This is a genomic window from Peribacillus deserti (assembly GCF_016909175.1).
GTDB classification, from domain to species: Bacteria; Bacillota; Bacilli; order Bacillales; family DSM-1321; genus Paraperibacillus; species Paraperibacillus deserti.
The window spans coordinates 1-21,780 of sequence record NZ_JAFBFI010000029.1; the positions used below are offsets into that span (position 1 = coordinate 1).

Below are 21,780 nucleotides of genomic sequence, written 5' to 3' on the forward strand. Positions count from 1 at the left end.
GCGGAGGAGACACCTGACAAGCATAAGACGAGCAGGCCGTGGGAGGCGCCTTCCCTCCCATGGACTGATTGGCTTATGTCTCGAGGGTGGCAGCTGGGAGCTAGACAACCAGAAAAGCGGAAAGCGGTCCGGAGCGCTAGCGGAGGAGGCACCTGACAAGCATAAGACGAGCAGGCCGTGGGAGGCGCCTTCCCTCCCCATGGACTGATTGGCTTATGTCTCGAGGGTGTCAGCTTGGAGCTAGACACCCAGAAAAACGGAAGCGCCTTGCTCAGACCCGACAAGCATAAGACGAGCAGGCCATGTGAGGCGTTTTTTCTTCCCATGGACTGGTTGGCTTATGTCTCGAGGGTGGCAGCTTGGATCTAGACAACCAGAAAAGCGCAGAATGGTATTTTTCAAATATAGACTATTTAAAACAAGAAAAAACTCCTGATCAGTTAACTAAGGTAATTCCGAACGAAATTATTGAGCCGTTATTAAAAATAATTGAGCAGAAATCGTAAATAATTGCATCGTATAAAAAAATTATTGCGCCAAAACAGAAAATTATTTCGTCAAACCTTATTTTGAGCCTTAATTTAACCACAGATACATACCTATTTACCCTTTAATAATGAAGGATTGCACTCTTAGACTTTGGATTGCGTAATTTTATTTAAATATGCGTCCAGAATCGCCAAAATGCACCGATGTAGGGCTCTTGTGCCACTCAATCCTGTTAATCGTATAAAACCGTAATAGTGACGATGTACTGCTCTTATGCCATTGTATCCCGTCCTTTTCAAGTCTAATAGCAGCTAATAAAGACGATGTACCGCTCTTCAGCATTCCCCTGCTTTAGGGCTGAAACTTCATTGTAAGAGACCGGCCCAGCTATTGCAGAAACTTGTGAACTTGTGTAAGAACCCCGCTCATTCCCGTAATGTTTCCTGCACAATATCAACAAATGCCTGTACTTGTTTCAGCTCAAAGGCTGAATCATAGCCAAGCAGCCAGGTATCTCTTTCAATGGGGCGCTGGAATTCATCCATTAAAGGGATTTTATAGATGTTTTTTTCGCTTTCGTTGAGTGTAATGGCTGGAAGGATTGCATAACCAATTCCGTTCATCGCCATTTGCTTGCAGGTTTCTATTTGGTCGACGACTATGGTTCTTTTTGGAGTAGATTGAAACTGGCGGTGCCACCAATCATGAATTTCTTGATAATAGTTGGAATCACTTTTGAACTGGATAAAAGGACGGTCTGTTTCGAGAACCTGTTCAAGGTTTTTCATTTCGGTATCCACTAAAAACAGCTGATCCTTGAATAAGTGTTTTTTAACTCCCTTCCAGTCAGGAGTTCCTCTAATAATGCCGATATGCACCTGTCCTTCATAAAGTGTCTTTAATATTTCACTGCTCCAGCCTGTAATTAAGGAAATTTTTGCATGAGGATATTTTTGTAAAAATTTCTTAAGAACCTGCGGAAGCCATTTTAGTGCGACAATGGAAGCGCAGGCTATTTTGAGCGTTCCATGTACTTTTGAATCCAGTGTTTGAATTTCTTCCCGGACTTTTTCTTCTTTTTCTAAAAACTCGTTTGCCAGTTTAACAACTGCTTCTCCAGAAGGAGTCAAGGTAAGTCCTTTTTGCGACCTCAGAAAAAGCTTTGTTCCCCACTCTTTCTCGATGGACTGCAGACGCTGTGAAAGAGCAGGCTGTGAAACAAAAAGCCTTTCAGCAGCTTTTCTCATATTCATTTCCTGAGCAAGTACAGCTAACAGCCTAAATTCTGTGAACGCCATGATTTTCACCTTCATAAGTTTTTCTAATGGATTTTCTTAATATTATTCAAATTTCATTATGTACGAAGGGGTAATATAATACAAGTAGAGAGTAAGGAGGCATGCTTGATGACACTGGTTTTGATTATCTTAATTGGTTTTTGCACCACATTTGTAGGCACACTTACCGGAGGAGGCGGCTTAATTGGGATGCCTTCTCTGCTTCTGATCGGCCTGCCCATTCATAGCGTGATTGCGACAGCTAAGTTTTCAAATGTATTTAGTTCTTTTTCAAGCTTCTATGTTCTTTTAAAACAGCGGGAATTATCAGACCTTCATCAGTTGCTTTGCCGCCTTTATTTCTTATTTTTTTGCTGGCCACTTTCTCTGGGAACAGGCGCTATGTTATACAGCAGGCGGCATTTTGGGAGCACAGCTGGCTGTTAGGATGGCGTTGAAAATCTCACCTTACTATTTAAAATTACTGCTCCATGCCATCACTCTTTTATTAATCCTTCAAATTCTTTACAGATTACTAAACGGCCAGATTTAATGACAAGACGGGCGCAAAATCTTTCAGAAGTGATTCGGCCGCTATGGCATTGCATATAGAAATCGGTAGTTTATTTCATTCTGCGCCGGCTTTTCAGATCATCTCGGGAAGAATTTAGACCGTCCATTAAGTGCATACCAACCAGCGTATTATTCTTAAAAAATATAAAAAGCCCCCATAGGGAGCTTTTTATGAGTGTTTAGACTGATGAATGTATTGATTCAATTTTTTCAGCACTGCTCTTCGGGTCAATATTCCTTCGAAAATGCCCTCTTCGTTTTCGACACAGACAAAAGGATGGTCGATCAGGAGCTCAAGTCCCCTTTTGAGCTTTTCCGTGATTTGTAATCGGGGAATCTCTTTATTCATGACTTCGAGGACTTTTTTATTTTCAAGCTGCTCAAATTCGATTCTTTGCAGTCCTAAAATGGAATCTAATACAGCAGGAGTGCTTAGCAGCCCATGGAGCTTGTATTGTGGATCCAATACAGGAATTGCTGTGTATCCTGTCTTGGTCAAGACTAATAATGCATGTTCTAAATTGTTGGATATTTGCACATGCGCTACTCTTTCAGAGGGTATAAGCAATCCCCTGATTTCAGAGTCTAATATTTCGCTGCTATCTAGGCTAATCATGTGTGAAAACTCCTCACCCTTGGATAATCGGTGTAATTGCTCTGTCTATAAAAAATGGATCCTTTTTTATAAATATAAGCAACTACCCTTTATTTGTTTCTATGTTTCTTTCCATATACCCGCAAAATAGACAAGTAAAGATAATATTCTGATTAGACTGTGCTGTGATGACTCGTTTATCCAATTCTGTCTCTTTATTGCAGCTCGGACACCTAACAACCGGAAATTCCAACATAAGATCCCTCCTTATGTTATTAGGTTTGCGAGGGAGTATTGAAAACATACATGATTCATTTTGTTTTCTGTGATGATTTTTCATGTATCTGCTGAAGCGTTTGTCTAATTAAAATAAGCTCTTTTTTCGTTGAAATTAACTCAGCAAGTATTAATAGTACAATAAAAAACATAACGACCAAAAGTAAAACGACCATTTCCAGCACCCATTTCCTCTTAATCTGTCTCCATTATACCATTCCAGAAAAAAATTACTCCAAACATAATATGGTTATAGACGAATTTCGCACAAAATAAAAAGAGCCCGCAATGGACTCTTTATGCACTCAATAAATCAAAGATTTCAATAGCAATCATATCTATATTGTCAAATTGAAATTTAGATGATTTGCTTTTATCGTTAAAAACCTCAAGTTCAAATGTTTCCGTTTTATTAAAGTAAGTAACCTGACATTTCTTTACTCCTTCTACTTCAAAAAAACGCTGAGCTTGTTCAGTTTCCTTAGCCTGGTCCTGAAGACTTTTTAGTCTAGTCAGAATCCCCTGTAACTGAGACATGTGCTCACTCCTTTCTAATATGTAAGACACCTTAAAAAATAGGGTTCACTAATTTTAAGATTCTATCCTATATGCTGCATGTCCTATTAAAAGAATTCAGTATTTCATGCCCATATAAACAGAATAAATTAATGTGTGATATTTGTACATAAATAAGTTTACTATTATAAAATTAAATGTTTTGCAAATATTCAATAGGATTTGCCAAACCAGCAATTTTATATACAATATCAATAGGTAAAAACGAAAAATATGTTCTGTCCGGGAGGAAATTATGACTGAAGTTATCCTTTTCACACAGCCTGAATGTCCACCATGTGAATTTTTTAAGCTGTTTTTAAAAGACCATGGAGTAAGGTACCAGGAAAAAAATATAAAGAGCGATCCAAAAGCAAGGCATACCCTGATTCATACTTATCATTCGTATTCGACCCCAACTTTAGTTATAGACGGTTCGGTATATACATCTGTTCAAATGGATGAGATTAAAGCCGCTTTAGGGCTAAGTTAATTCTAAATTGTAATGCCGGCCATATTTATCCCGGCCGGCTTTATTTGCAATCTTATATTTCATTCAGTTCATTTTCCTGCTTGGAAGTGTTTAATACATTCATGATCATGTTATATCCGCTGCTAAAAAATGGACCGAAGCCAAGCATAGCATCTTCTGTTTTAACTCTTAATTCAGAAGGCAGGCTGATTGCTCCATTGAAAAATTGCTTATCTTCTTGATTTTCCTCTTTGGACTGAAAAAGGGTCTCGGTTACAGTGTATTCAACTATATGTGCGTTTTCTTCAAGTTCACTGCTGATTTGTACTGAAACTGCTTCGGGATGATCCTCTGCTTGTGGCAGAATAGTAGCCGCTGACTCAGGGTTTGCTTCTTCATCTGCATCCTCTGTCTCTGCCTCATTCGCAGGCATACTGCTCGTTATATCGCTGATTTTCCACTTATTGCCGTCCTTAATTAAAAGTACGTTTTCATCATGTTCCTCATAGCCTACAGGACCGTCTGTGCTCGCTCCAAAATGTTCGGTTACAATCAAGGTACCTTTATCTTCTCCCGGTACTATTTTGGTTTTATCATCATAGCTGAAGAACGGGATATAATATATAGCTGCATCTGAGCCAAGTGTCTTATATTGTCCGTCTATATTCACAATGTTCTGGTCGATAAATTTTTCAATAAATCCCTCAGTAAAGAAAGGCTCAAGCTTCCGATTTACTTCTTCAAGGCTTTGTCCTTCGTAGCTTAAAGATACCTGAGCCACAAAGGCATCATTCAACAAACTCATAACGGAATTTTTATGTATGCTGGCTGCTTTCGTTTCTTGCGATGAATTTGCACTGACGGAAGAACTGACGGCGGCTAAGAAAAGGGACATTGAGGCAATTAGCAATAGCAGGGTCTTCTTCATTTTGTCACTCCTTAGTAGCTTTCTTTAGATTATTTTTGTATGCCGTAGATAAACAGGTGATAAGCTGATCATTTAATAATATTTTTCTACCCACATATGCGGCTAGGAAACTTAAACAGCCCTACTTTCCAAAAAAAACCTGAACCAGATATGGTCCAGGCAGTTAATTCGCTATAACAAAACCTCGTTTTCGTACAAAAAGGAGTATGATAAGTCTAAAAACAAATATTTATGATCATGAAGCGGATAGGAAAAGGTTCTTATCGTCTCCCCTGTCTCAATATCACTGTATAAGTCAGATAAAAATCCTCGTTTTTCATTTCTCATTTTAATTATGTTTTCCAGGAAATATGGCCGCCAGCTCCAATTTTTGTGGCGATACTCTTCCTGAACAACCCAGGCTCCCCTATCTTTCAACAGATTAGGAGATTTTTGAAAACCATCCTCATCGCAAATATACAGTCTAAAACACATATGTTCCAACTCTTTCCCCAGCGCTTTCAGCAAATCGGTCCCAAAGGAAAGTTTCTTATATTTAGCCAGAAGGTCCTGCATCCTTCTCTGGAAGCGTGTTGTTAGAGCATATATGGTTTCTAATTTCTTTTTTTCGAGCATAATAAATTCGTGAAATTCTTCTTTAAACTTCTCCCTTAAAACATCTCTATGTACCAGGCCTTCTTTGGGGCTGTATAAATAAAAGCCTTGATAATATCTGCCTCCATTTTTCCAGGCAAAATGCATGCCATAATTGGTTTCAATATTCTCAAATAGCAGGGTGGCCCCCATTTTTCTTGCAAGCATGCCAAGAGAATACAGCATATCCCTTGAAGAGTCACCAGACTGATTCAAGGTTTGCATATTGATTTTAAGAATATGAGGCGACAGCTGGGCTATCCGGTCCATATGGCTTTCCTGTCCCAGATTGTCTATGGCTAGTCTAATGCCGTAGGTTTTAAAATAGGTCAGCATATGGTAGAGGGGGTCAAGTTCTCCTTTATAGTCGGCTTCAGAAATTTCCAGTACGATTTTTTTTAAGTCATCAAGTTCCAGGTGCTTTTGAAGAAGCTGCAAAAATTCCTCTCCGTGATCAAGCATAAGAAGGTTCGGATCTCTGTTAATAAAGAGTAAAAAGTGTTCGTCACTATTTTTCATTTTTTCAAGTGCCATTTCCAATATTAAATTATCAATCTCCAGGCGGTAATCTTCCGGTATTGATTTATCGTTAAAAAACGGCCCTAGACTGATGACTTGATTCTGGTAATCAAACCGGCCCAAGACTTCATAGCCAATGACCCGATGTTCATCCGCACTAAAAATTGGTTGAAAGTAAGGTTTTATTTTATCGGTATTTGTTAAAATCTCAACAGCATCCACTTTTTGTCCCTCCAACCAAGTAGTATGACCTCTATTTTATCATCGAATCTAAGGACAAGAAAATCTTATTTAAGGCCTATTCTTTTCCATTCATACACTCCCATTAGTATTCAAATAATAGATCCAAATAGAAAGAGTGGAGGCCGTACCATTTTGAAATATTTATGGTCCATTATCCTGATTGCTTTATTGTGTGGCTGCGGTACCCAGCATCATAAAAAAAATAGCAGTGTTAGGAATGTAAATAGGGTAGACATACAATCAACATACAAAGATAAACCTGAAAAGAAAGACATATTACTTGATGTTCCCTTAATTAAGCAAAATCCAGAATTAAAATACGGATGTGAAGTGACAAGTCTTGCGATGGTGTTAAACTATGCAGGAGTTTCTGCAGACAAGCTGTCGCTATCCCGAGAAATTAAATTAGAAAATGATCCTCTTATCAAACAGGACGGGAATATTATCAAATGGGGAAATCCAGAAGAAGGTTTTGTAGGAGATATGTCCGGAAAGCAGAAAGGATATGCAGTTTATGATAAGCCGATTCAAGATCTTTTAGAAAAGTATATGCCGAATAGATCCCTAAATTTAACAAATAAATCATTTAATGAAATATTAAGCCACGTATCAAAAGGGTATCCAGTAATTGTTTGGACTACCGGGGATTACCGACTCCCTGACAGACCGGAATCCTGGAAACATGGATCTAAAACGATTAAAACACCATTGGATCTCCATGCCGTCGTTTTAGTCGGCTATAATAAGCGCAGTGTATATGTAAATGACCCGCTGTCAGGAAAAAAACAGGCTCAGGTGCCAAAAGAAACATTCCGCACTTCATGGCATGCGCTGCAGAAGAGGGCTGTAAGCTATAAATAAATCTAAAGTCCCTGCATTAGTATGGCAGGGACTTTGTTGTTTAAAAAGGATGTTGATTTAACCATTGACCTCCATCCATCGTAATACACTCTCCATTAATATAGCCAGCGCTAGGTGAGAATAAGAAATAGGCGAGATCGGCGATTTCTTCCGGTGTACCCAGCCTTTTTAATGGCACACTCTCAAGTGTCCTTTTGGCAGCTTCTTCAGATTCCCAGAGCTTTTCTGCTCCTCCTGTCCTTTCAATGGGCCCTGGTGCAATGGCATTAACACATATTCCATATTTACTGCCCCACTCAACAGCAAGAGTCCTAGTCATTGACAGCACCCCAGCTTTCGCACTCGCCGAATGAATGACCCCTGCTCCTGCATTCCAGGCATATGTTGCAACCATATTGATAATTCTTCCTTTAATCCTTTTTTCAATCCAGTACCTGCCTACTTCACTTGAACAATAAAATGTGCCATTCAGTACAATATCAATTACAGATTTCCAGCCGTTTGGACTTAATTTTTCGGCAGGGCATATAAAATTTCCAGCTGCATTGTTCACTAAGAAGTCCACAGTTCCAAATGTCTCTACTGTCTTGTCCAGCATATGCTTAACATGTTCCACCTGGCGGACATCCATTTGAATCGGCAGGATTTGCTCCGAAAAGGTTTCAATTTCTCTCTTTGTGTCTTCAAGCTTTTCGAGACTGCGGCCAGTTATAACTACCTTCGCACCAGCCTGTGCAAACTTCGACGCCATAAATTTGCCCATACCGCTTGACCCGCCTGTAATGATGACAACTTTATCCTTCAAACTTACTCCCCCTAGTCAAAAAAATGAATGATCATTCATTTATATTTTAGCATTTATTATCTAAATATTCTAATAAAAATAGGTTTTAAGCACAAAAAAGCCTGCATCCAGAGGATGCAGGCAGGCTTAAAGCTATTAATTAATGGAGAATGAGCTGATAAAATAAAACATCCTGCCATTTCCCAAATTTAAATCCAACTTCTTTAAAACATCCGGCATATTGGAAGCCAAATTTTTCATGAAGCTCCACACTTGTATCATTTCCGGCGGTAATTCCGGCCATGATTACATGGCAGCCCATTTTTTTTGCCTGGCTCAGAATCGCTTCCATGAGTTTTTTGGCAATTCCTTTTCCTCTATGCTTAGAAGAAACGTAAATCGATATTTCCATAGTCTTTTTATATGCTTCTTTATCTCTAAATGAAGACAAGCTGCAATACCCGGCTGCCTCGCCATCAAAGTCAGCTACCAGCAGTGGATATTCCCCGCCATATTTTTCAAACCATTTTTTTCTTTCTTCAAGAGTTTGTTCAACTAAATCAAACGTAGCTGTTGTATTAAGAATCGCTTCATTATAGATTTCAAGAAGATCCGGTAAATCTTTTTCCAATGCCTTACGTATTAGCACAAAGCTTCCCCCAGTATATGTATTGAATTCATATACATATACTAAATAATAGAATTCAGTCTTTCAATCACTTTTTTGCAATGATATGATTCAGCTGAATAATAGATCGGTTCAGTGTTTTTCTTTTATTAGTGCCTGTTGCCCTTATAGTATGCTTTCTTAGGCGGATAAAAATCTCTCCAGGCTGTCCCGGTCTTTCAAACCCATTTATATGCGCCTTTAACATTCCCAAATTGGTAGGCACAAATACTAATTCTTTTGACTCTTGTTCTCTCATGCAGGCCTCCGTCAAACACCCTTTTTACGTATTTATCCTTTTTTGGACTCTTGGAAACATAAACAAATAAAACATGCAGTTATTTCATAAAATGGCTGATGTTAAAACTATTAATTTATAAGGGATTTTGTTAAGATTTATTAATACTAAGCAGAAGTTTAAAAGATAGGTTGATTTTATGAAGAAGAAAACAAGAAGATCATTTATAAAATCAAGCCTCGGCGCCTTTCTTTCCTTAGCCGGTACAGGCTTTGGGGGAAAGTATTATGTTGAACAGGTAGAACCTAAATGGCTTGAGGTTAATTCATTCACTATTGCTCATAAGCTGATTCCTAAGGGGTTTAATTCCACAAAGATTGTTCAGTTCAGTGACACTCATTTAGGATTCCAGTTTCAGCTTGCTGACTTGCAGTCTATCATTCTTAAAATTAACAGGCTGCAGCCTGATATTATTTTTTTCACTGGCGACTTGATGGACGCTCCGAATGAATACACATACAGCAAAGAGATTATTCCAGTCCTGAGAGAGCTTAAAGCACCGCTCGGCAAGTTTTGCGTATATGGAAACCATGACCACGGCGGGTATGGAACAGACTTGTACAAGAACATCATGGAGCAGTCAGGATTTACTTTATTAAAAAATCAATTTCGTGAAATTAAATTACTGAATAGGGATCGAATCTGTATCGCTGGAATAGATGAGCCCATGCTTGGCAGACCCAATGTGGAACAAGCATTGACAGGTTCGCCAGATGTATACCGGATTATGTTATCTCATGCACCAGACCTAGCAGACGAAATCTTCAACTATGGAGTGCATTTGCAGCTTAGCGGGCACAGTCATGGCGGACAGGTTCAAATCCCTTTTTATGGTACCCTGGTGACCCCTCCGTTTGCCGAAAAGTATCCTGAGGGATTTTATTCGTTTAGTAATAATAAGCTCTATGTAAACAGAGGGTTAGGCACTACCAGGCTACCTTACCGTTTTTTATCGAGGCCTGAAATGACCGTTTTTGAATTACAATCGCTATAGCACGACTTCTTCTTATTATAAAAAACAAAGGTGCATTTCCTTCACGCCGGAGATGCACCTTTGTTTTTATTCATACAAACGATTTTTCTTTATATAGAAATGCCTGCTCAATTTCCCATGGAGGCAGGGGTTTAGAGTATAAGAAGCCCTGTACTTTTTGGCAATTAGCTTCCTTTAAAAATCCCGCTTGTTCTTCTATTTCTACTCCTTCAGCAATCACTTCAAGACCAAGGCTTTGTGCCAGATGGATGATCGTAGTCGTAATGGCCGCGTCCTTTTTGTCTGAGAGAATTTCTCTTACGAAAGACTGGTCAATCTTTAACGTATCAAGAGGAAATTGCTTTAAATAGCTTAAGGAAGAATATCCAGTACCAAAGTCATCTACCGAAATAGACAAACCTATATCTTTAAGTTTTTTGACGATGGCCAGGCTTTCGGCTGTATTCTGCATAGCACCTTCCGTGATCTCGATTTCTACCCGTGAAGGGCAAATATTGTATTTTTCAATGACTGAGTAAATCTTTTCCGCTAATTGAGGCTGAAGGAATTGCTTAGGTGAAAGATTAACAGCTACTTTAATCTTCTGAAATCCCTTTTGATCCCACTGTTCCATCTGCCTGAAAACTTCCTCAAACACCCATTCCCCAATGGGAATGATCAGCGCAGTATCTTCTGCAAGAGGAATAAATTCGGCCGGCGCTACAAAGCCAAGGGTTGGATTATGCCAGCGCAGCAGCGCTTCCAGACTTTCAATCTGCCCTGTAGCCAGATTAATCTGCGGCTGATAGTAAAGGCTCAACTCCTGCCTTTCAATGGCTCTGCGCAAATTTGATTCCATCACCACTATATTGGGCTGATGAAGAAGAATTTCCTTGCTGTAAAATTGAAAATGAGCCTTGCCTCTTTCTTTTACTTTATGCAGCGCACCGTCAGCTTTACGAATCAGCGTCTCACTGTCTACTCCATCTTCAGGGTACATACTTATACCAATGCTCGGAGAAATAAAATAATCCTGGCTGCCAAGATTATAAGGCACCTGAAATTGGTTAAAAAGAACTCCGGCAAATTGCTCCGCATCCCGCTTACTGATATTATGCAGCAGAATTGTGAACTCATCTCCACCCTGGCGGTACAGCTTATAATCAAAACCTGAGATCAAGCTTAAACGGTTTCCTACTGCTTTCAATAGGGCGTCCCCGTTTTTATGGCCAAGAGAATCATTTAATAACTTAAACCGATCCAGATCAATATTATACAGTGCCAGTTCGCTCACTGTGTTTTTATCAGCCTTAATCACTTTATTTAAGTCTTGTATTAATGCGGTCCGATTTAATAAACCGGTCAGCTGATCGTGATAAGCCATAAATTTAATGGTTTCAATATTATCAACTTGCGCCGAAATATTTTTCATTATCACATATATCCCTTTTATTTCACCTGATATAATGATTGGCACCGTTCTGATGTGCACTTGGATTAAACTGCCCTTTTTATGGGTGAAGTGTAAGTCTAATGATTCGAGGGCATGGTCCTTAATGGATTTATTAAACAACCTTTTAAAGTTTTTTCGGTCCTTGTCAGAAAACAAATGGAAGATCTCTTGTTTAAACAGTTCATTTTCAGTATACCCGGTTGTTAAAAAGGCAGCATAGTTTGTACTTAGTATTTTTCCCTTTTGATCCAGAGAAAAAATTGAATCCATATTATGATCTATGATAGATCTGAAACGCTCCTGGCTTTCAAGTAAATACTGATTTTCATGAACAGATTCTGTAATATCCCTTGTCACGCTTACCACATACTTGACGTCCATATTTTCATCAGCAACAGGCGTTAAGATGGATTCTCCAAAATAAGCCTGGCCATCCACCGAAATTCCAGAATCTTTAAAACTGATCACATGTTTACTGGTGACTGATTTATTATAATAGTGAATCAATTCTTTTGCTTTTTCAGGAGCTATCACTTCATGAATCATTTTTCCGATGCTTTCTTCCTTTATAGCTGCTGTTTCAAGGGCCACAGAATTAGCAAATAAGTAGCGGAACTGATTCTTTCCCTCCACCTTCATGATGAACAGCATATCTTTTACATGACGGAAAATGATTTCAAATATAATTTTTTCTATTCGTTCACTGCTTTTGGAATTTTCAAGCTCGTTTTTTAAATAAGAACTCAATATATTCATTAACTCAGCACCTTAGGGGAATTCCTCTTCTTACTGTCTCGTCCATGGATGTGATGTAAGGGTTGGAAGTCAGCCAAAACATGGAAGACAATTCCGAAATTTGTTAGTTTTTGTATAAAGTCATTTTACAATGAATTGTTCATAAGAAAACAAAAAAAAAGAAAAAAAGTTCTGTTTAATAAAAATAACAGTACTTTTTTCCTAGTTCATAAGATATTTTCTTTTAAAAGGGTGGATATTGTATACCCTGCATAATACATTAAAATGCTTCCGCCAATGGATAAAGCCATATAGAGAAAAAACCCTTTAAAGTCTTTGCTTCTAAGCAGCTCTACAGATTCCATACTATATGTAGAAAAAGTTGTAAACGCCCCTAAAAATCCAGCCAAAATAAAAAGTCTCAACTGCGGCCCAAGATAAAAAGCAAAGGGATTTAATAAACCCAAACATAAAGAACCCAGTGTATTGATTACCACGATGGATAATGAAAAAGAGGGCTTTCGATTCTTATTCCACGCCAGACTGACTAGATAACGAGCAATGGCACCGCAAAAGCCTCCAAGTGACAGGATCAGCGTTTCCATCTAATTAACTCCTTGTTTAGCAAGGCCCATTGAGAAACCGCTAAAACCCGCTGAAATACTAATCACAATCGTAGCCATAATATAAGCAAGTGCTGTGATTGATTGCTCAGTAAATAAGGTATTTGCATCCGCTGAAAAAGCAGACATGGTCGAAAAACCTCCGCATACCCCGGTACCCCAGAATAAATGAGCCTGTCCATTATATCTTTTTCTTAAAATAATGCCATTGATATAGCCTAGAAGAAAACTTGCCGCTATATTGGCGGCAAGTGTTCCAAGCGGCCCCCCAATAAAGTTTTGAGTATTATATCTGAATATGGTACCTAGCGCCCCTCCAGCGCCAGTATATACCAGCTGTTTCCACATTACGATCCCCCCATAATAGCATTAGAACAGGCTCATATTGAATGAAAGTGTCATAAGATAGCATAGCTTTATAAGCTGCACTATTTTATGATCCAAAATTACATGAACGAAAGGAGACTGGTTCCTTGTATTCTCAACCCGTACATTATCAACAGCCTGCTTATCATCAAACCTTAAGAAACGGAGAAGACGAGCGCTTTTTCCCACTGCTTCCTTTTGTCGCAGGACTTGCTGTCGGACCGCTTTTATTTAATAGACCGTACTATTATCCTCCTTATCCAGTTTACCCGGCTTACCCGGCTTACCCGCCGCCTGCTCCTTACCCGTATTATTAACGCATTTCGAAAGTTCCCGGGTCCAGAATAATGACTGGACCCTATAAACCAATTCTTTTTAGTAAAAATAAGTTTAACTTCCATACATAAAGGGCAAAACGAAGAGGAAATGCTAATAAAAGCTGTTTAGCTTAGTCATTAATTAGAGGCTGCTGGGATAAGAAATTTTAGGCTTTTCCCTTGTTTTTAACATCTAGCGGTCACTTAATCCGGTTAAGACAGCAGCCAAGCATACATTAAGCCTTTATTGTTATTGGCTATGGGAAAGTTCATTTGTTGATTTTGGCACTTTGTTGATCTTATATGCAGGTGTGAGACTCTTGCGTAAGAATTGGGTCAAGGGAGCAGGCGTTAACTTGTGAAGAGTCATGGCCGCCCGCGGAAAGCGAGTGCCCTTCGCTGCAGTCAACAGGCAGGATGAACAGAGCTTTGTTATTAAAAAAGAAATTATCTGCTTGTCTCTCTGTTTTCTTATTTAATAATGATATAATAAGGCAAAAAAAAGTATTATTCCGAAAGGAGATTTCTATGGTTCAGCCCAATGGGAGCAATATGAAAGGCTCGCTACCCATTCAAACTTTGGCACAAGCTATATTTGTAGTCAATAAACATGCAAAAACAGCATTAAAGCCTCAGAGCCTCTATCATCTAAAACAAAAAGCACTCGTCCAATTAATGCAAGAAGGAAAAGCCAAAAAGGTTGGGCTCCATTTTTCCGATAACCCTAAATACTCCAGACAGCAGTCAGATGTCATTGTGGAATGCGGTGATTATGTTTTTCACCTGCCGCCAACCAAGGAGGATAAAACATCCCTTCCCCATTTAGGAAACCGTCTATCTGAAAAGCGAAATCCAAAAGCTCATCTATCCCTTTCAAAAGCGAGAAATATTCTCCAGGATTATACAGGAATTAAATCAACTGAGTCAGAGACTGGCAGGCAGCAGCGAACAGCCAAAAAACGTGTTCAAAAAAATAAAACTCCAGATTGTTTTTCTTCTTCCTTTTTAGGCGGAGATTTAAACTTTTATAAAAGATAAATGGAGCCGGAAACCGGCTCCATTTCTTTTATTTCAAACGTTGAGACAGCTCCCTAAGCTCATAAAAGAAAGAAGGGATATCTTCTGTTTCTAGGTTTTCGAAAAGAGCCTCTGAAACTCCAGAATAATACCAGCGCTGCTTTTCTTTCCCTCTTTTGAAGTGAGTCCAAATTGAATCCCCCTGCAGCTCATATTCCAAAAGTATACTGCGGAGATTATCCAATTTATCAGCTCCGATAAGGGCTTTGACCTCAGGTGCAGCAATTTTCGCACTGCTTATGGTATGTGCTTTTCTTTCTTCCCAGGTAAGCTGCTTATCCTCGGTATTACTGGATACAAGCAGGGCCACTTTATCACCAAACCGCTCCCTAATATCATTTATTGTATAATGTGTATCCTCTACTACATCATGTAGCAGCCCCGCCGCTATAACTTCAACCGCATATTTCTCCTTTTGAAGAATAGCAGCGACATTTACAGGATGCTGGACATACGGTGTTTCTCTCAGCTTTCTCTTCTGTCCTTGATGGGCATTTATAGCAAACTGCCTGGCTTCGGTAATTAATTTAGATTCTTCCATGCGAAATCTCCCAAAATTAAAGAATAAGCTGATCCATGTAGTTTATAAGTCCGCCAATATCGGGCTTGCTTACTTGCGCATCAGCACCTACCATTTTTCCTTTATGGCGGAGATCTTCAGTTATTAATGAAGAAAAGATAATAACCGGGAGTTCTCTAAATGTGTCGTCAGCTTTTAAGTACTTTGTCAGATAAAGACCATCCATCTTAGGCATTTCGATATCTGTGATAATCAGCTTAACTTCATCCGTCATCTTTTTACCGCTCTCACGCACTGTTTCCAGATAATCGAGCATTTCTCTGCCATTGTCAAAGAATTTAAGATTAACATATCCAGCCGCAGCCAGTGTATCATTCAGCAGCTGCCTTAAGAGAGGTGAATCTTCTGCCACCAGCACTCTCTTCTCGGACCGCTCCCTTGCATCAAAATTCATTAACCGGCCTGAACGAAGTCCTGCCTCTGGATTAATATCTACTACAATTTTTTCAAAATCCACAAGCAGGATCATGTTTCCTTCTAAACTTATAATCCCGACAATTTGGTCCAGCAAACCCTTGTTCATGCCTGAAGGCTTTTCAATGGATTCCCAGGATATCCGGTGTATTTGTGTTACAGAATGAACATGAAACACCATTTTCTGCATGTTGAACTCAGCCACAATAAATTTATCCTGAGCTGGCTCAGCAGACGGGGGAAAGCCAAGAGCCTTTGCCATATCCACAACAGGCAGGACCTCTCCCCTCAGTTCAATAATGCCCTCTACATGAGTATGTGAATGAGGAATATACGTGACAGGCACTGGCTTAATTATTTCTTTTACTTTAATAACATTAATGCCAAATTTATTTGATCCGATACTAAACTCAACGATTTCAATTTCATTTGTTCCGCTTTCTAGCAATATACCCTTATGTTTGTCCAAGTTTCGCAGCCCCTAGAAGTTTTCTTTAATATACCATTTTTCATGAGGCTATTGATATCTTTGTTCAAAAAATAACCATGATTCTCTAATTCATTAATGACGGCATCTTACAACTATAAAGGTTGATCTTTAACTTAAAGGCAGCTAAAGTGCTTACCCTTTGAAACTCGTGCTTATTTTCCATCATCCTTGCACATCAATAACAGGTATGTTACTGCTCTAATTTTAGCTTGTTCTTTTTCCGCCAAAAGAAAGAGACCATTCTATCAGGATTAGCCTCTCGTAAGATTATCTTCTTGTCTGCTGCCTGCTATTGTTATGTCGGACCTGTATCTTTCCCGGCTTCCCTATCCAGCCTTTTTTGTTGAAAAATAGGAACATACAAAATCCAATACAAAACATTACTGACAGAATTATAAAATAGCCATATTTCCACTGAAGCTCGGGCATGAATTCGAAATTCATCCCGTAAATCCCAACAATGAAAGTCAAAGGCATAAAGATCGTTGTGATTACGGTTAAAGTCATCATGACCGTATTCATAACATGAGAATTCATAGATATATAGCTGTCACGAATATCCGAAGAGAACTCCCTTGATGTTTCCATCATTTCAACAAGCTTCAGCAAGTGATCGTAAATATCATTAAAATACAGTTTTTGATCCTTTACATGGCTTAAGCGCTCCGAATTAATAATCCTATAAAGCAAATCCCTCATCGGTATAAGAGTTTTCCTGATTTTATTTAAATCTCCCCTTATATCAAACAATTCTTCCATTAAATTAGTTCTTGAACTGCGGCCGGGATTATCGTCGAGTTCGTTCAGGAAATCTTCTATCTTAAACATTAACGGAAAGAAATTATCGACGATTTTATCAATAACCGAATGAATGATGAAAAAGGGACCTTTTATATTATGGGAAGTCTCATTAAAGGATTCCCAGATTCTATCCAATTCTGGAAGCGGCTTTTTATGATAAGTCACAATATGCCGGCTGCTGATAAATAAATCCACCTCTTCTGCTTCAAGCGTATTATGTTCAAGAGCATGAACCACAATGAATTGATAGTTATCATAGAAATCTATTTTAGGACGCTGCAGAAAATCATCCAAGCAGTCTTCTACAGATAGCGGGTGAAACTGAAACACAGAGCCAAGCAGCAAAGTTTCTTCCCTGCTCGCATTTGAAAAATCCGTCCACAACCACTTAATATCTTCCCTATCCATTTCATCCAGGCCCAAATTCTGCACAATTTGTCCTTCATTCGTTACAGCAAGCGTTCTAATCACAAACATATTCCTACTCTCTACGGGTGTAATTACTAACATGGTATACTTTTTATCAGCAAAAATCCATTGTGGGGACTGTCCCCATTTCCCAAATTATTTCCCAGGATGCCGCTTCGTGTTAAAATGAGGTAAACTGTTATTTGCTGACGCTGTTTAGGAGGACTTATGGAAGAATATTTAAATAGTCGTGTAACTAATTTAGAATTATCGGGAATAAGGAAGTTCTTTAATATGGTGGCAGAGTATGATGATGTGGTTTCCCTTACGATCGGCCAGCCTGATTTCCCTACGCCATTACACATTAAAGAAGCAGCCAAACAGGCCATTGATGAGAATTTTACGGTTTATACACATAACGCTGGTTTCCTGGAGCTTAGACAAGCGGCAGCCCAGTACCTGTACAAGAAATATAACGTCTCCTACGAGGCAGAGACTGAAATTATTGTTACTACGGGAGCAAGCCAGGCTATAGATATATCACTTCGAACATTATTATCAGAAGGCGACGAAGTTATTCTGCCAGGCCCTGTCTATCCTGGCTATGAACCAATCGTTAAGCTTTGCGGGGCCACCCCAGTTTTGGCGGATATTACAAAAAGCTCTTTCAAAATGAACGCCGAAATCATTTCATCCTATATCACTGAAAAGACTAAATGTATTATTTTACCGTACCCTTCTAATCCTACAGGAGTTACCCTCTCAAAGGATGAACTCAGGGAAATTGCAGAGCTTGTAAAAGGGAAGGGCATTTTTATCTTAGCTGATGAAATTTATAGTGAGCTTGTATTTGACCAGAAGCATACATCAATTGCTGAATTTTTAAAAGAGCAGACAATCCTGATTAACGGGCTTTCAAAGTCTCACTCTATGACAGGCTGGAGAATAGGTTTCTTATATGCCCCAAAAGATATTGCCAGACACATTTTAAAGGTTCATCAATATAATGTCAGCTGTGCTTCATCTATTTCTCAAAAAGCGGCATATGCTGCTGTTACAGCAGGTTTCGACGATGCTGCGGCCATGAGGGAAGAATATAAAAAGAGACGAGAATTTGTTTACAATCGATTAGTCGAAATGAAGTTAGAAGTGGTAAAACCTGATGGTGCCTTTTACTTTTTTATAAAGCTTCCTGAAGCTTACTCATCCTCACTGGATTTTGCACTCGAGCTGTTAAAGACACAAAGGGTGGCTCTAGTGCCAGGAGATGCTTTCTCAATCATGGGCGAGGGGTATGTCAGACTGTCATATGCATATTCCATGGAAACCCTGAAAAAAGCGCTGGATAGACTTCAGCTGTTTCTTAAAAAATAGGAAAAACGCTTGAACTAATAGAGTTCAAGCGTTTTTTTGTATGGAAACCTAGCTTATCACCTTTTAATGCGCAGCCAAACAAGATATCCACTAGCCCCCAGCCCGGCAATAGCTGCAGCGCTTATCATTCCCATGATATTTGAATTCCCTGCTGAGAGGATAACTTGCTCCACAGGCGGCTGGCCAGTTCCCAGTATCTTTATATCCTCATGAGCCGATGCTAATTTTTCGGTCCGATCGCATGAAATGGCTACCAGCTTATTCTTTCCATACATATCACTGTCACGGGCATAAACAAGATAGTCTTAGCCTTTTTTAAAATCGATTCCGCAGTCTCCGCCGCCTTGACCTGTGGTGATTTTGACCTGTGATTCTTTTATCCCTCCCAAGTTTCTTTCACTTCAAAAATAACAGATTTGGTCAGTGACCCCCTTAGACTTCTTTTCTCATTAACTTTTAAAACCTTGCCGCTAAATACAGCCTTAGAACGAGACAGTTCTTCTTTGGCACTTGTGGGAGCCACACAATCACAGGCATGAGCAGGATAAGGGGCATAAAAAATGGAACATCCAATGAAAAGACTCAAAAAAGAAATCCAAGCTTTTGAAACACGAGGTAATAAAAATCTAACACGCTTCCACTCTTTTACTTTTACAGAAGGCTAGAACGAATAAAAGTTACAAAAAAACAACATGGCAAAGGATAATCTTCCATGTTGTTTTTTAATTGTTATTTAAAATACAATTCCTATTGGGTTAACCGCATTAGATTTAGCTGCGTTCCATGGACCTTTATGCAATTCGAAATGTAAATGCTGTCCGGATGATTGACCAGTGTTGCCCATTACTCCGATCTGCTGTCCTTTTGCAACTACTTGTCCTGTACTTACAGCGAAGCTTTGCATATGAGCATAAACAGTGGTATAAACCTGTCCATTTATAGAATGAGAAACAAATACCACGTTGCCATAGCTGCTAGAAGCGTAAGCTCTGCTCACAATTCCATCGGCTGCTGCCATAATTGGTACATATCCACCGCTTGCGATATCTACACCCTTATGGTTTTCGCTGCCCCGTAAACCGTAATTAGAACTTAAAATTCCGGCTGCCGGTCTTGTAAAGGTTCCGCCTGATACCGCTGGTGCAGGTGCAGAATAGGACTGTATGCTAGGAGTGCTGCTGCCTGCTCTCGACTCTGATTTATTGCTGGCTTTTTGCATGGAAGCTTGTTTAGCTGCCAGGGCCGCCTGCTGTCTTGCTTCCTCTGCTGCACGTTTTCTAGCTGCTGCTAATTCAGCCTGGCGTGTTTTTTCTAGATTAATAGCCTGCTTGATAGAAGCTTCTTGAGATGATAGAAGATCCTCTTGCTCTTTAAGGTCCATTTGGTGAGCATGTGTTTCTTTTTCTTGTGCCTGCAGTTGTTTCATGAGCTGACTTAATTGAACAGCCTGCTTCCTTTGCTGATCTTTCATCACTTGCAGGTCTTGAAGCATTTGTTCTAAATCAGCTAACTTTGTTTCTAGCTGTTTTTGGTCATTTTCTAATTTCTTCTTATCTTCTTCTTGCTGGCGAAGAATTTCTTGATCCGCATCCATGATGGCTGCAACTGCATTAACTCGTTCCAAGAAGTTTCCAAAACTCTTAGATCCAAGAAGAACTTCCAGGTAATCCGCATTTCCGCCGCTTGCCTGCATGGCACGTGCCCGCTCCTTTAATAACGCTTCTCGCTGTGCCATTCTTTCTTTAACAATTTCTATTTCTTTTCTTAATTCAGCAATCTCCACTTTAGTTTGGCTGATCTGATTTGTTTGTTCATTTATCTTTTCTGTCGTTTCTTTGATTAAATTCGAAACAATTTCAATCTTCTCAGCAACAGATTGCTGTTTACCTTGAAGACTTTTTAATGTAGCCTCAGCCTGATTAATACCAGATTGAACACTGTGGCGCTTCTCTTGAATTTGCTGTTTTTTACTTTCCATCTGATTAATCGATGCTTGAACGGGTTGTACTATACTAAAAATAACTAATCCAGCAGCTAATGATATATGTAACAGATTCTTTCTCAAACTTTTCCCCTCTAACTCTATTTATTTTCTCTATAAGAATACGTTCAGTTTTAAATAAATCGACAAAACTCTTTAATTTATATGTTTTTTTGACAGTGTCAATTATAACAAACAATCCCGATTGTAAAGTTACAGTTATATTTCAATATGATTAAAAACATTGTCATAAGGGTTTCAAACACTGGGATATTTGGTAAATAACTAGATTAATGATTAGTCGGGGAAATGCTTCGATGAACATTTAAAACTTGTGTACTAATAGATGTAGACTTTGTCGTTTTATAGCATTAAAAGAGTTTATTTTTTGCTTTCTTTGAGCTGTGTAAATTATTCTCCTAACCTTCATTATATAAGGGGAACTCTCCTGGTAAGCAAAATATATAATGAAAAGACCACCAGCAGAGCTAGTTTTTTTTAATTGAGAGGATTAATAATAAGCCGCCTAAAACTATCTATTCGCAAGAATATTCACAGGTGAATAGTTCCTTCAATTCTGGTTGGAACATAACAGGTAATTTATGATTTAAGTGGGTTTTTCTTGTTTTAAGAGGACTTTTTTAATTTTAAGAGCAATTCCTGTATTAAAAGAATTTGAGGTTTGAACAAAAAAAGCGCCTCATGTATGCTGGGTTTTGAATGGCCATTCAATCCCAATTGAGGAGGACGCTTTAAGATGAAGTATAAGCAAAAAGACAAAAAGAATCAACGAATTCAACAAATCACTGAACAGACTCTGATCATAGGGGCGGATATTGCAAAGAAAACTCATTATGCTCGTGCAATCGATTATCGCGGCATAGAGCTTGGTAATAGATGTGTCTTTGATAATGATCGCCAAAGGCTGTTAATTCTAGTTTCTTGGATAAAGGAACTTCAAAAGGCACATCAAAAATTAGACATTGTCTTTGGTATAGAACCTACTGGTCATTACTGG

25 protein-coding genes are annotated in these 21,780 nt (G+C 39.0%); 9 read left to right on the forward strand and 16 right to left on the reverse strand.

The annotated features are described in order from the left end of the window. Window positions 1-914: 914 nt before the first annotated feature. A complete protein-coding gene (locus JOC77_RS19600; protein WP_204547555.1) occupies window positions 915-1,787 on the reverse strand; it encodes a LysR family transcriptional regulator in 873 nt (290 codons plus the stop codon). Window positions 1,788-1,895: 108 nt separating this feature from the next. Between JOC77_RS19600 and JOC77_RS19605 the strand changes: the two genes are divergently transcribed. Further along, a complete protein-coding gene (locus JOC77_RS19605; protein ID WP_338047253.1) occupies window positions 1,896-2,213 on the forward strand; it encodes a TSUP family transporter in 318 nt (105 codons plus the stop codon). Further along, window positions 2,125-2,319: a hypothetical protein gene (locus tag JOC77_RS21780; RefSeq protein ID WP_338047254.1), complete on the forward strand. Its 195-nt coding sequence runs from the start codon at window positions 2,125-2,127 to the stop codon at window positions 2,317-2,319. The genes JOC77_RS19605 and JOC77_RS21780 overlap by 89 nt, the downstream gene beginning before the upstream one ends. 189 nt (window positions 2,320-2,508) lie before the next feature. Here the strand turns inward: JOC77_RS21780 and cbpB are convergent, their stop codons facing one another. Together cbpB and JOC77_RS19615 are read right to left on the reverse strand one after the other, a co-directional pair. After that, complete coding sequence (gene cbpB, locus JOC77_RS19610) at window positions 2,509-2,955, reverse strand: cyclic-di-AMP-binding protein CbpB (protein WP_204547558.1); 447 nt, start codon at window positions 2,953-2,955, stop codon at window positions 2,509-2,511. Between the two features lie 552 nt (window positions 2,956-3,507). Further along, window positions 3,508-3,747, reverse strand: coding sequence for a YkuJ family protein (locus tag JOC77_RS19615; protein WP_204547561.1), 240 nt, complete (start codon window positions 3,745-3,747; stop codon window positions 3,508-3,510). 274 nt (window positions 3,748-4,021) lie between these two features. Between JOC77_RS19615 and JOC77_RS19620 the strand changes: the two genes are divergently transcribed. Then, window positions 4,022-4,258 carry a glutaredoxin family protein gene (locus JOC77_RS19620; RefSeq protein ID WP_204547564.1) on the forward strand — a complete coding sequence of 79 codons (237 nt, stop codon included), beginning with the start codon at window positions 4,022-4,024 and terminating at the stop codon, window positions 4,256-4,258. A gap of 52 nt (window positions 4,259-4,310) precedes the next feature. Here JOC77_RS19620 and JOC77_RS19625 read toward each other — a convergent pair whose 3' ends face one another. Both JOC77_RS19625 and JOC77_RS19630 read right to left on the reverse strand, forming a co-directional pair. Continuing rightward, window positions 4,311-5,165, reverse strand: a complete 855-nt coding sequence (locus tag JOC77_RS19625; protein ID WP_204547567.1) for a DUF3993 domain-containing protein — start codon at window positions 5,163-5,165, stop codon at window positions 4,311-4,313. 171 nt (window positions 5,166-5,336) lie between these two features. Then, entirely contained in the window at window positions 5,337-6,539 is a 1,203-nt protein-coding gene (locus tag JOC77_RS19630; RefSeq protein ID WP_204547570.1) for an EAL-associated domain-containing protein, read from the reverse strand. A 150-nt stretch (window positions 6,540-6,689) separates the two neighbouring features. Between JOC77_RS19630 and JOC77_RS19635 the strand changes: the two genes are divergently transcribed. Further along, the gene (locus JOC77_RS19635; protein ID WP_377337524.1) at window positions 6,690-7,421 is read left to right on the forward strand and encodes a C39 family peptidase; all 732 of its coding nucleotides are present in this window, start codon (window positions 6,690-6,692) and stop codon (window positions 7,419-7,421) included. A gap of 40 nt (window positions 7,422-7,461) precedes the next feature. On the opposite strand, the gene fadH is transcribed toward JOC77_RS19635, so the two are convergent. From fadH to JOC77_RS19650, 3 genes are all read right to left on the reverse strand, one after another. Continuing rightward, window positions 7,462-8,226 (reverse strand): 2,4-dienoyl-CoA reductase, encoded by a 765-nt coding sequence (fadH, locus tag JOC77_RS19640; protein ID WP_204547576.1) that lies wholly within the window; start codon window positions 8,224-8,226, stop codon window positions 7,462-7,464. 139 nt (window positions 8,227-8,365) lie between these two features. Beyond that, on the reverse strand, window positions 8,366-8,854 hold the full coding sequence (locus JOC77_RS19645; protein WP_204547579.1) for a GNAT family N-acetyltransferase: 489 nt from the start codon (window positions 8,852-8,854) through the stop codon (window positions 8,366-8,368). A gap of 67 nt (window positions 8,855-8,921) precedes the next feature. Further along, entirely contained in the window at window positions 8,922-9,131 is a 210-nt protein-coding gene (locus JOC77_RS19650; RefSeq protein ID WP_204547582.1) for a hypothetical protein, read from the reverse strand. A gap of 178 nt (window positions 9,132-9,309) precedes the next feature. Here JOC77_RS19650 and JOC77_RS19655 point away from each other — a divergent pair, with 178 nt between their 5' ends. Further along, window positions 9,310-10,164, forward strand: a complete 855-nt coding sequence (locus JOC77_RS19655) for a metallophosphoesterase (RefSeq protein ID WP_204547584.1) — start codon at window positions 9,310-9,312, stop codon at window positions 10,162-10,164. A gap of 70 nt (window positions 10,165-10,234) precedes the next feature. Here the strand turns inward: JOC77_RS19655 and JOC77_RS19660 are convergent, their stop codons facing one another. The 3 genes from JOC77_RS19660 to JOC77_RS19670 all read right to left on the reverse strand — a co-directional run bounded on the left by JOC77_RS19660 (window position 10,235) and on the right by JOC77_RS19670 (window position 13,302). Beyond that, window positions 10,235-12,352 (reverse strand): sensor domain-containing protein, encoded by a 2,118-nt coding sequence (locus JOC77_RS19660; RefSeq protein ID WP_204547588.1) that lies wholly within the window; start codon window positions 12,350-12,352, stop codon window positions 10,235-10,237. A 206-nt stretch (window positions 12,353-12,558) separates the two neighbouring features. Beyond that, window positions 12,559-12,936 carry a fluoride efflux transporter CrcB gene (gene crcB / locus JOC77_RS19665; protein WP_204547591.1) on the reverse strand — a complete coding sequence of 126 codons (378 nt, stop codon included), beginning with the start codon at window positions 12,934-12,936 and terminating at the stop codon, window positions 12,559-12,561. Beyond that, window positions 12,937-13,302 (reverse strand): FluC/FEX family fluoride channel, encoded by a 366-nt coding sequence (locus tag JOC77_RS19670; protein WP_204547593.1) that lies wholly within the window; start codon window positions 13,300-13,302, stop codon window positions 12,937-12,939. It abuts the gene before it with no gap. Between the two features lie 125 nt (window positions 13,303-13,427). Here JOC77_RS19670 and JOC77_RS19675 point away from each other — a divergent pair, with 125 nt between their 5' ends. Both JOC77_RS19675 and JOC77_RS19680 read left to right on the forward strand, forming a co-directional pair. After that, entirely contained in the window at window positions 13,428-13,637 is a 210-nt protein-coding gene (locus JOC77_RS19675; RefSeq protein WP_204547615.1) for a hypothetical protein, read from the forward strand. Between the two features lie 528 nt (window positions 13,638-14,165). Beyond that, window positions 14,166-14,675 carry a YkyB family protein gene (locus JOC77_RS19680; RefSeq protein ID WP_239558933.1) on the forward strand — a complete coding sequence of 170 codons (510 nt, stop codon included), beginning with the start codon at window positions 14,166-14,168 and terminating at the stop codon, window positions 14,673-14,675. 28 nt (window positions 14,676-14,703) lie between these two features. Here the strand turns inward: JOC77_RS19680 and JOC77_RS19685 are convergent, their stop codons facing one another. The 3 genes from JOC77_RS19685 to corA form a co-directional block, all read right to left on the reverse strand. Then, entirely contained in the window at window positions 14,704-15,255 is a 552-nt protein-coding gene (locus JOC77_RS19685) for an HD domain-containing protein (RefSeq protein ID WP_204547595.1), read from the reverse strand. A gap of 16 nt (window positions 15,256-15,271) precedes the next feature. Beyond that, the gene (locus JOC77_RS19690) at window positions 15,272-16,177 is read right to left on the reverse strand and encodes a chemotaxis protein (protein ID WP_204547597.1); all 906 of its coding nucleotides are present in this window, start codon (window positions 16,175-16,177) and stop codon (window positions 15,272-15,274) included. Between the two features lie 288 nt (window positions 16,178-16,465). Continuing rightward, the gene (corA, locus tag JOC77_RS19695) at window positions 16,466-17,476 is read right to left on the reverse strand and encodes a magnesium/cobalt transporter CorA (RefSeq protein WP_204547598.1); all 1,011 of its coding nucleotides are present in this window, start codon (window positions 17,474-17,476) and stop codon (window positions 16,466-16,468) included. 159 nt (window positions 17,477-17,635) lie between these two features. Between corA and JOC77_RS19700 the strand changes: the two genes are divergently transcribed. Next, window positions 17,636-18,781 carry an aminotransferase A gene (locus tag JOC77_RS19700; RefSeq protein WP_204547601.1) on the forward strand — a complete coding sequence of 382 codons (1,146 nt, stop codon included), beginning with the start codon at window positions 17,636-17,638 and terminating at the stop codon, window positions 18,779-18,781. 56 nt (window positions 18,782-18,837) lie between these two features. Here JOC77_RS19700 and JOC77_RS19705 read toward each other — a convergent pair whose 3' ends face one another. Next, window positions 18,838-19,056: a hypothetical protein gene (locus JOC77_RS19705; RefSeq protein WP_204547603.1), complete on the reverse strand. Its 219-nt coding sequence runs from the start codon at window positions 19,054-19,056 to the stop codon at window positions 18,838-18,840. Window positions 19,057-19,514: 458 nt separating this feature from the next. Then, window positions 19,515-20,846: a murein hydrolase activator EnvC family protein gene (locus JOC77_RS19710; RefSeq protein ID WP_204547606.1), complete on the reverse strand. Its 1,332-nt coding sequence runs from the start codon at window positions 20,844-20,846 to the stop codon at window positions 19,515-19,517. A 673-nt stretch (window positions 20,847-21,519) separates the two neighbouring features. Between JOC77_RS19710 and JOC77_RS19715 the strand changes: the two genes are divergently transcribed. Beyond that, on the forward strand, window positions 21,520-21,780 hold a 261-nt coding region (locus JOC77_RS19715; RefSeq protein ID WP_204547609.1), incomplete at its 3' end, for an IS110 family transposase.

Excerpts from the sequence above, each read along its gene's own strand:
- JOC77_RS19600 (WP_204547555.1), bottom strand. The coding sequence starts at position 1,787 with ATGGCGTTCACAGAATTTAGGCTGTTAGCTGTACTTGCTCAGGAAATG.
- JOC77_RS19605 (WP_338047253.1), top strand. The coding sequence starts at position 1,896 with ATGACACTGGTTTTGATTATCTTAATTGGTTTTTGCACCACATTTGTA.
- cbpB (WP_204547558.1), bottom strand. The coding sequence starts at position 2,955 with ATGATTAGCCTAGATAGCAGCGAAATATTAGACTCTGAAATCAGGGGA.
- JOC77_RS19615 (WP_204547561.1), bottom strand. The coding sequence starts at position 3,747 with ATGTCTCAGTTACAGGGGATTCTGACTAGACTAAAAAGTCTTCAGGAC.
- JOC77_RS19620 (WP_204547564.1), top strand. The coding sequence starts at position 4,022 with ATGACTGAAGTTATCCTTTTCACACAGCCTGAATGTCCACCATGTGAA.
- JOC77_RS19625 (WP_204547567.1), bottom strand. The coding sequence starts at position 5,165 with ATGAAGAAGACCCTGCTATTGCTAATTGCCTCAATGTCCCTTTTCTTA.
- JOC77_RS19650 (WP_204547582.1), bottom strand. The coding sequence starts at position 9,131 with ATGAGAGAACAAGAGTCAAAAGAATTAGTATTTGTGCCTACCAATTTG.
- JOC77_RS19655 (WP_204547584.1), top strand. The coding sequence starts at position 9,310 with ATGAAGAAGAAAACAAGAAGATCATTTATAAAATCAAGCCTCGGCGCC.
- JOC77_RS19660 (WP_204547588.1), bottom strand. The coding sequence starts at position 12,352 with ATGAATATATTGAGTTCTTATTTAAAAAACGAGCTTGAAAATTCCAAA.
- crcB (WP_204547591.1), bottom strand. The coding sequence starts at position 12,936 with ATGGAAACGCTGATCCTGTCACTTGGAGGCTTTTGCGGTGCCATTGCT.
- JOC77_RS19670 (WP_204547593.1), bottom strand. The coding sequence starts at position 13,302 with ATGTGGAAACAGCTGGTATATACTGGCGCTGGAGGGGCGCTAGGTACC.
- JOC77_RS19680 (WP_239558933.1), top strand. The coding sequence starts at position 14,166 with ATGGTTCAGCCCAATGGGAGCAATATGAAAGGCTCGCTACCCATTCAA.
- JOC77_RS19685 (WP_204547595.1), bottom strand. The coding sequence starts at position 15,255 with ATGGAAGAATCTAAATTAATTACCGAAGCCAGGCAGTTTGCTATAAAT.
- corA (WP_204547598.1), bottom strand. The coding sequence starts at position 17,476 with ATGTTTGTGATTAGAACGCTTGCTGTAACGAATGAAGGACAAATTGTG.
- JOC77_RS19700 (WP_204547601.1), top strand. The coding sequence starts at position 17,636 with ATGGAAGAATATTTAAATAGTCGTGTAACTAATTTAGAATTATCGGGA.
- JOC77_RS19705 (WP_204547603.1), bottom strand. The coding sequence starts at position 19,056 with ATGTATGGAAAGAATAAGCTGGTAGCCATTTCATGCGATCGGACCGAA.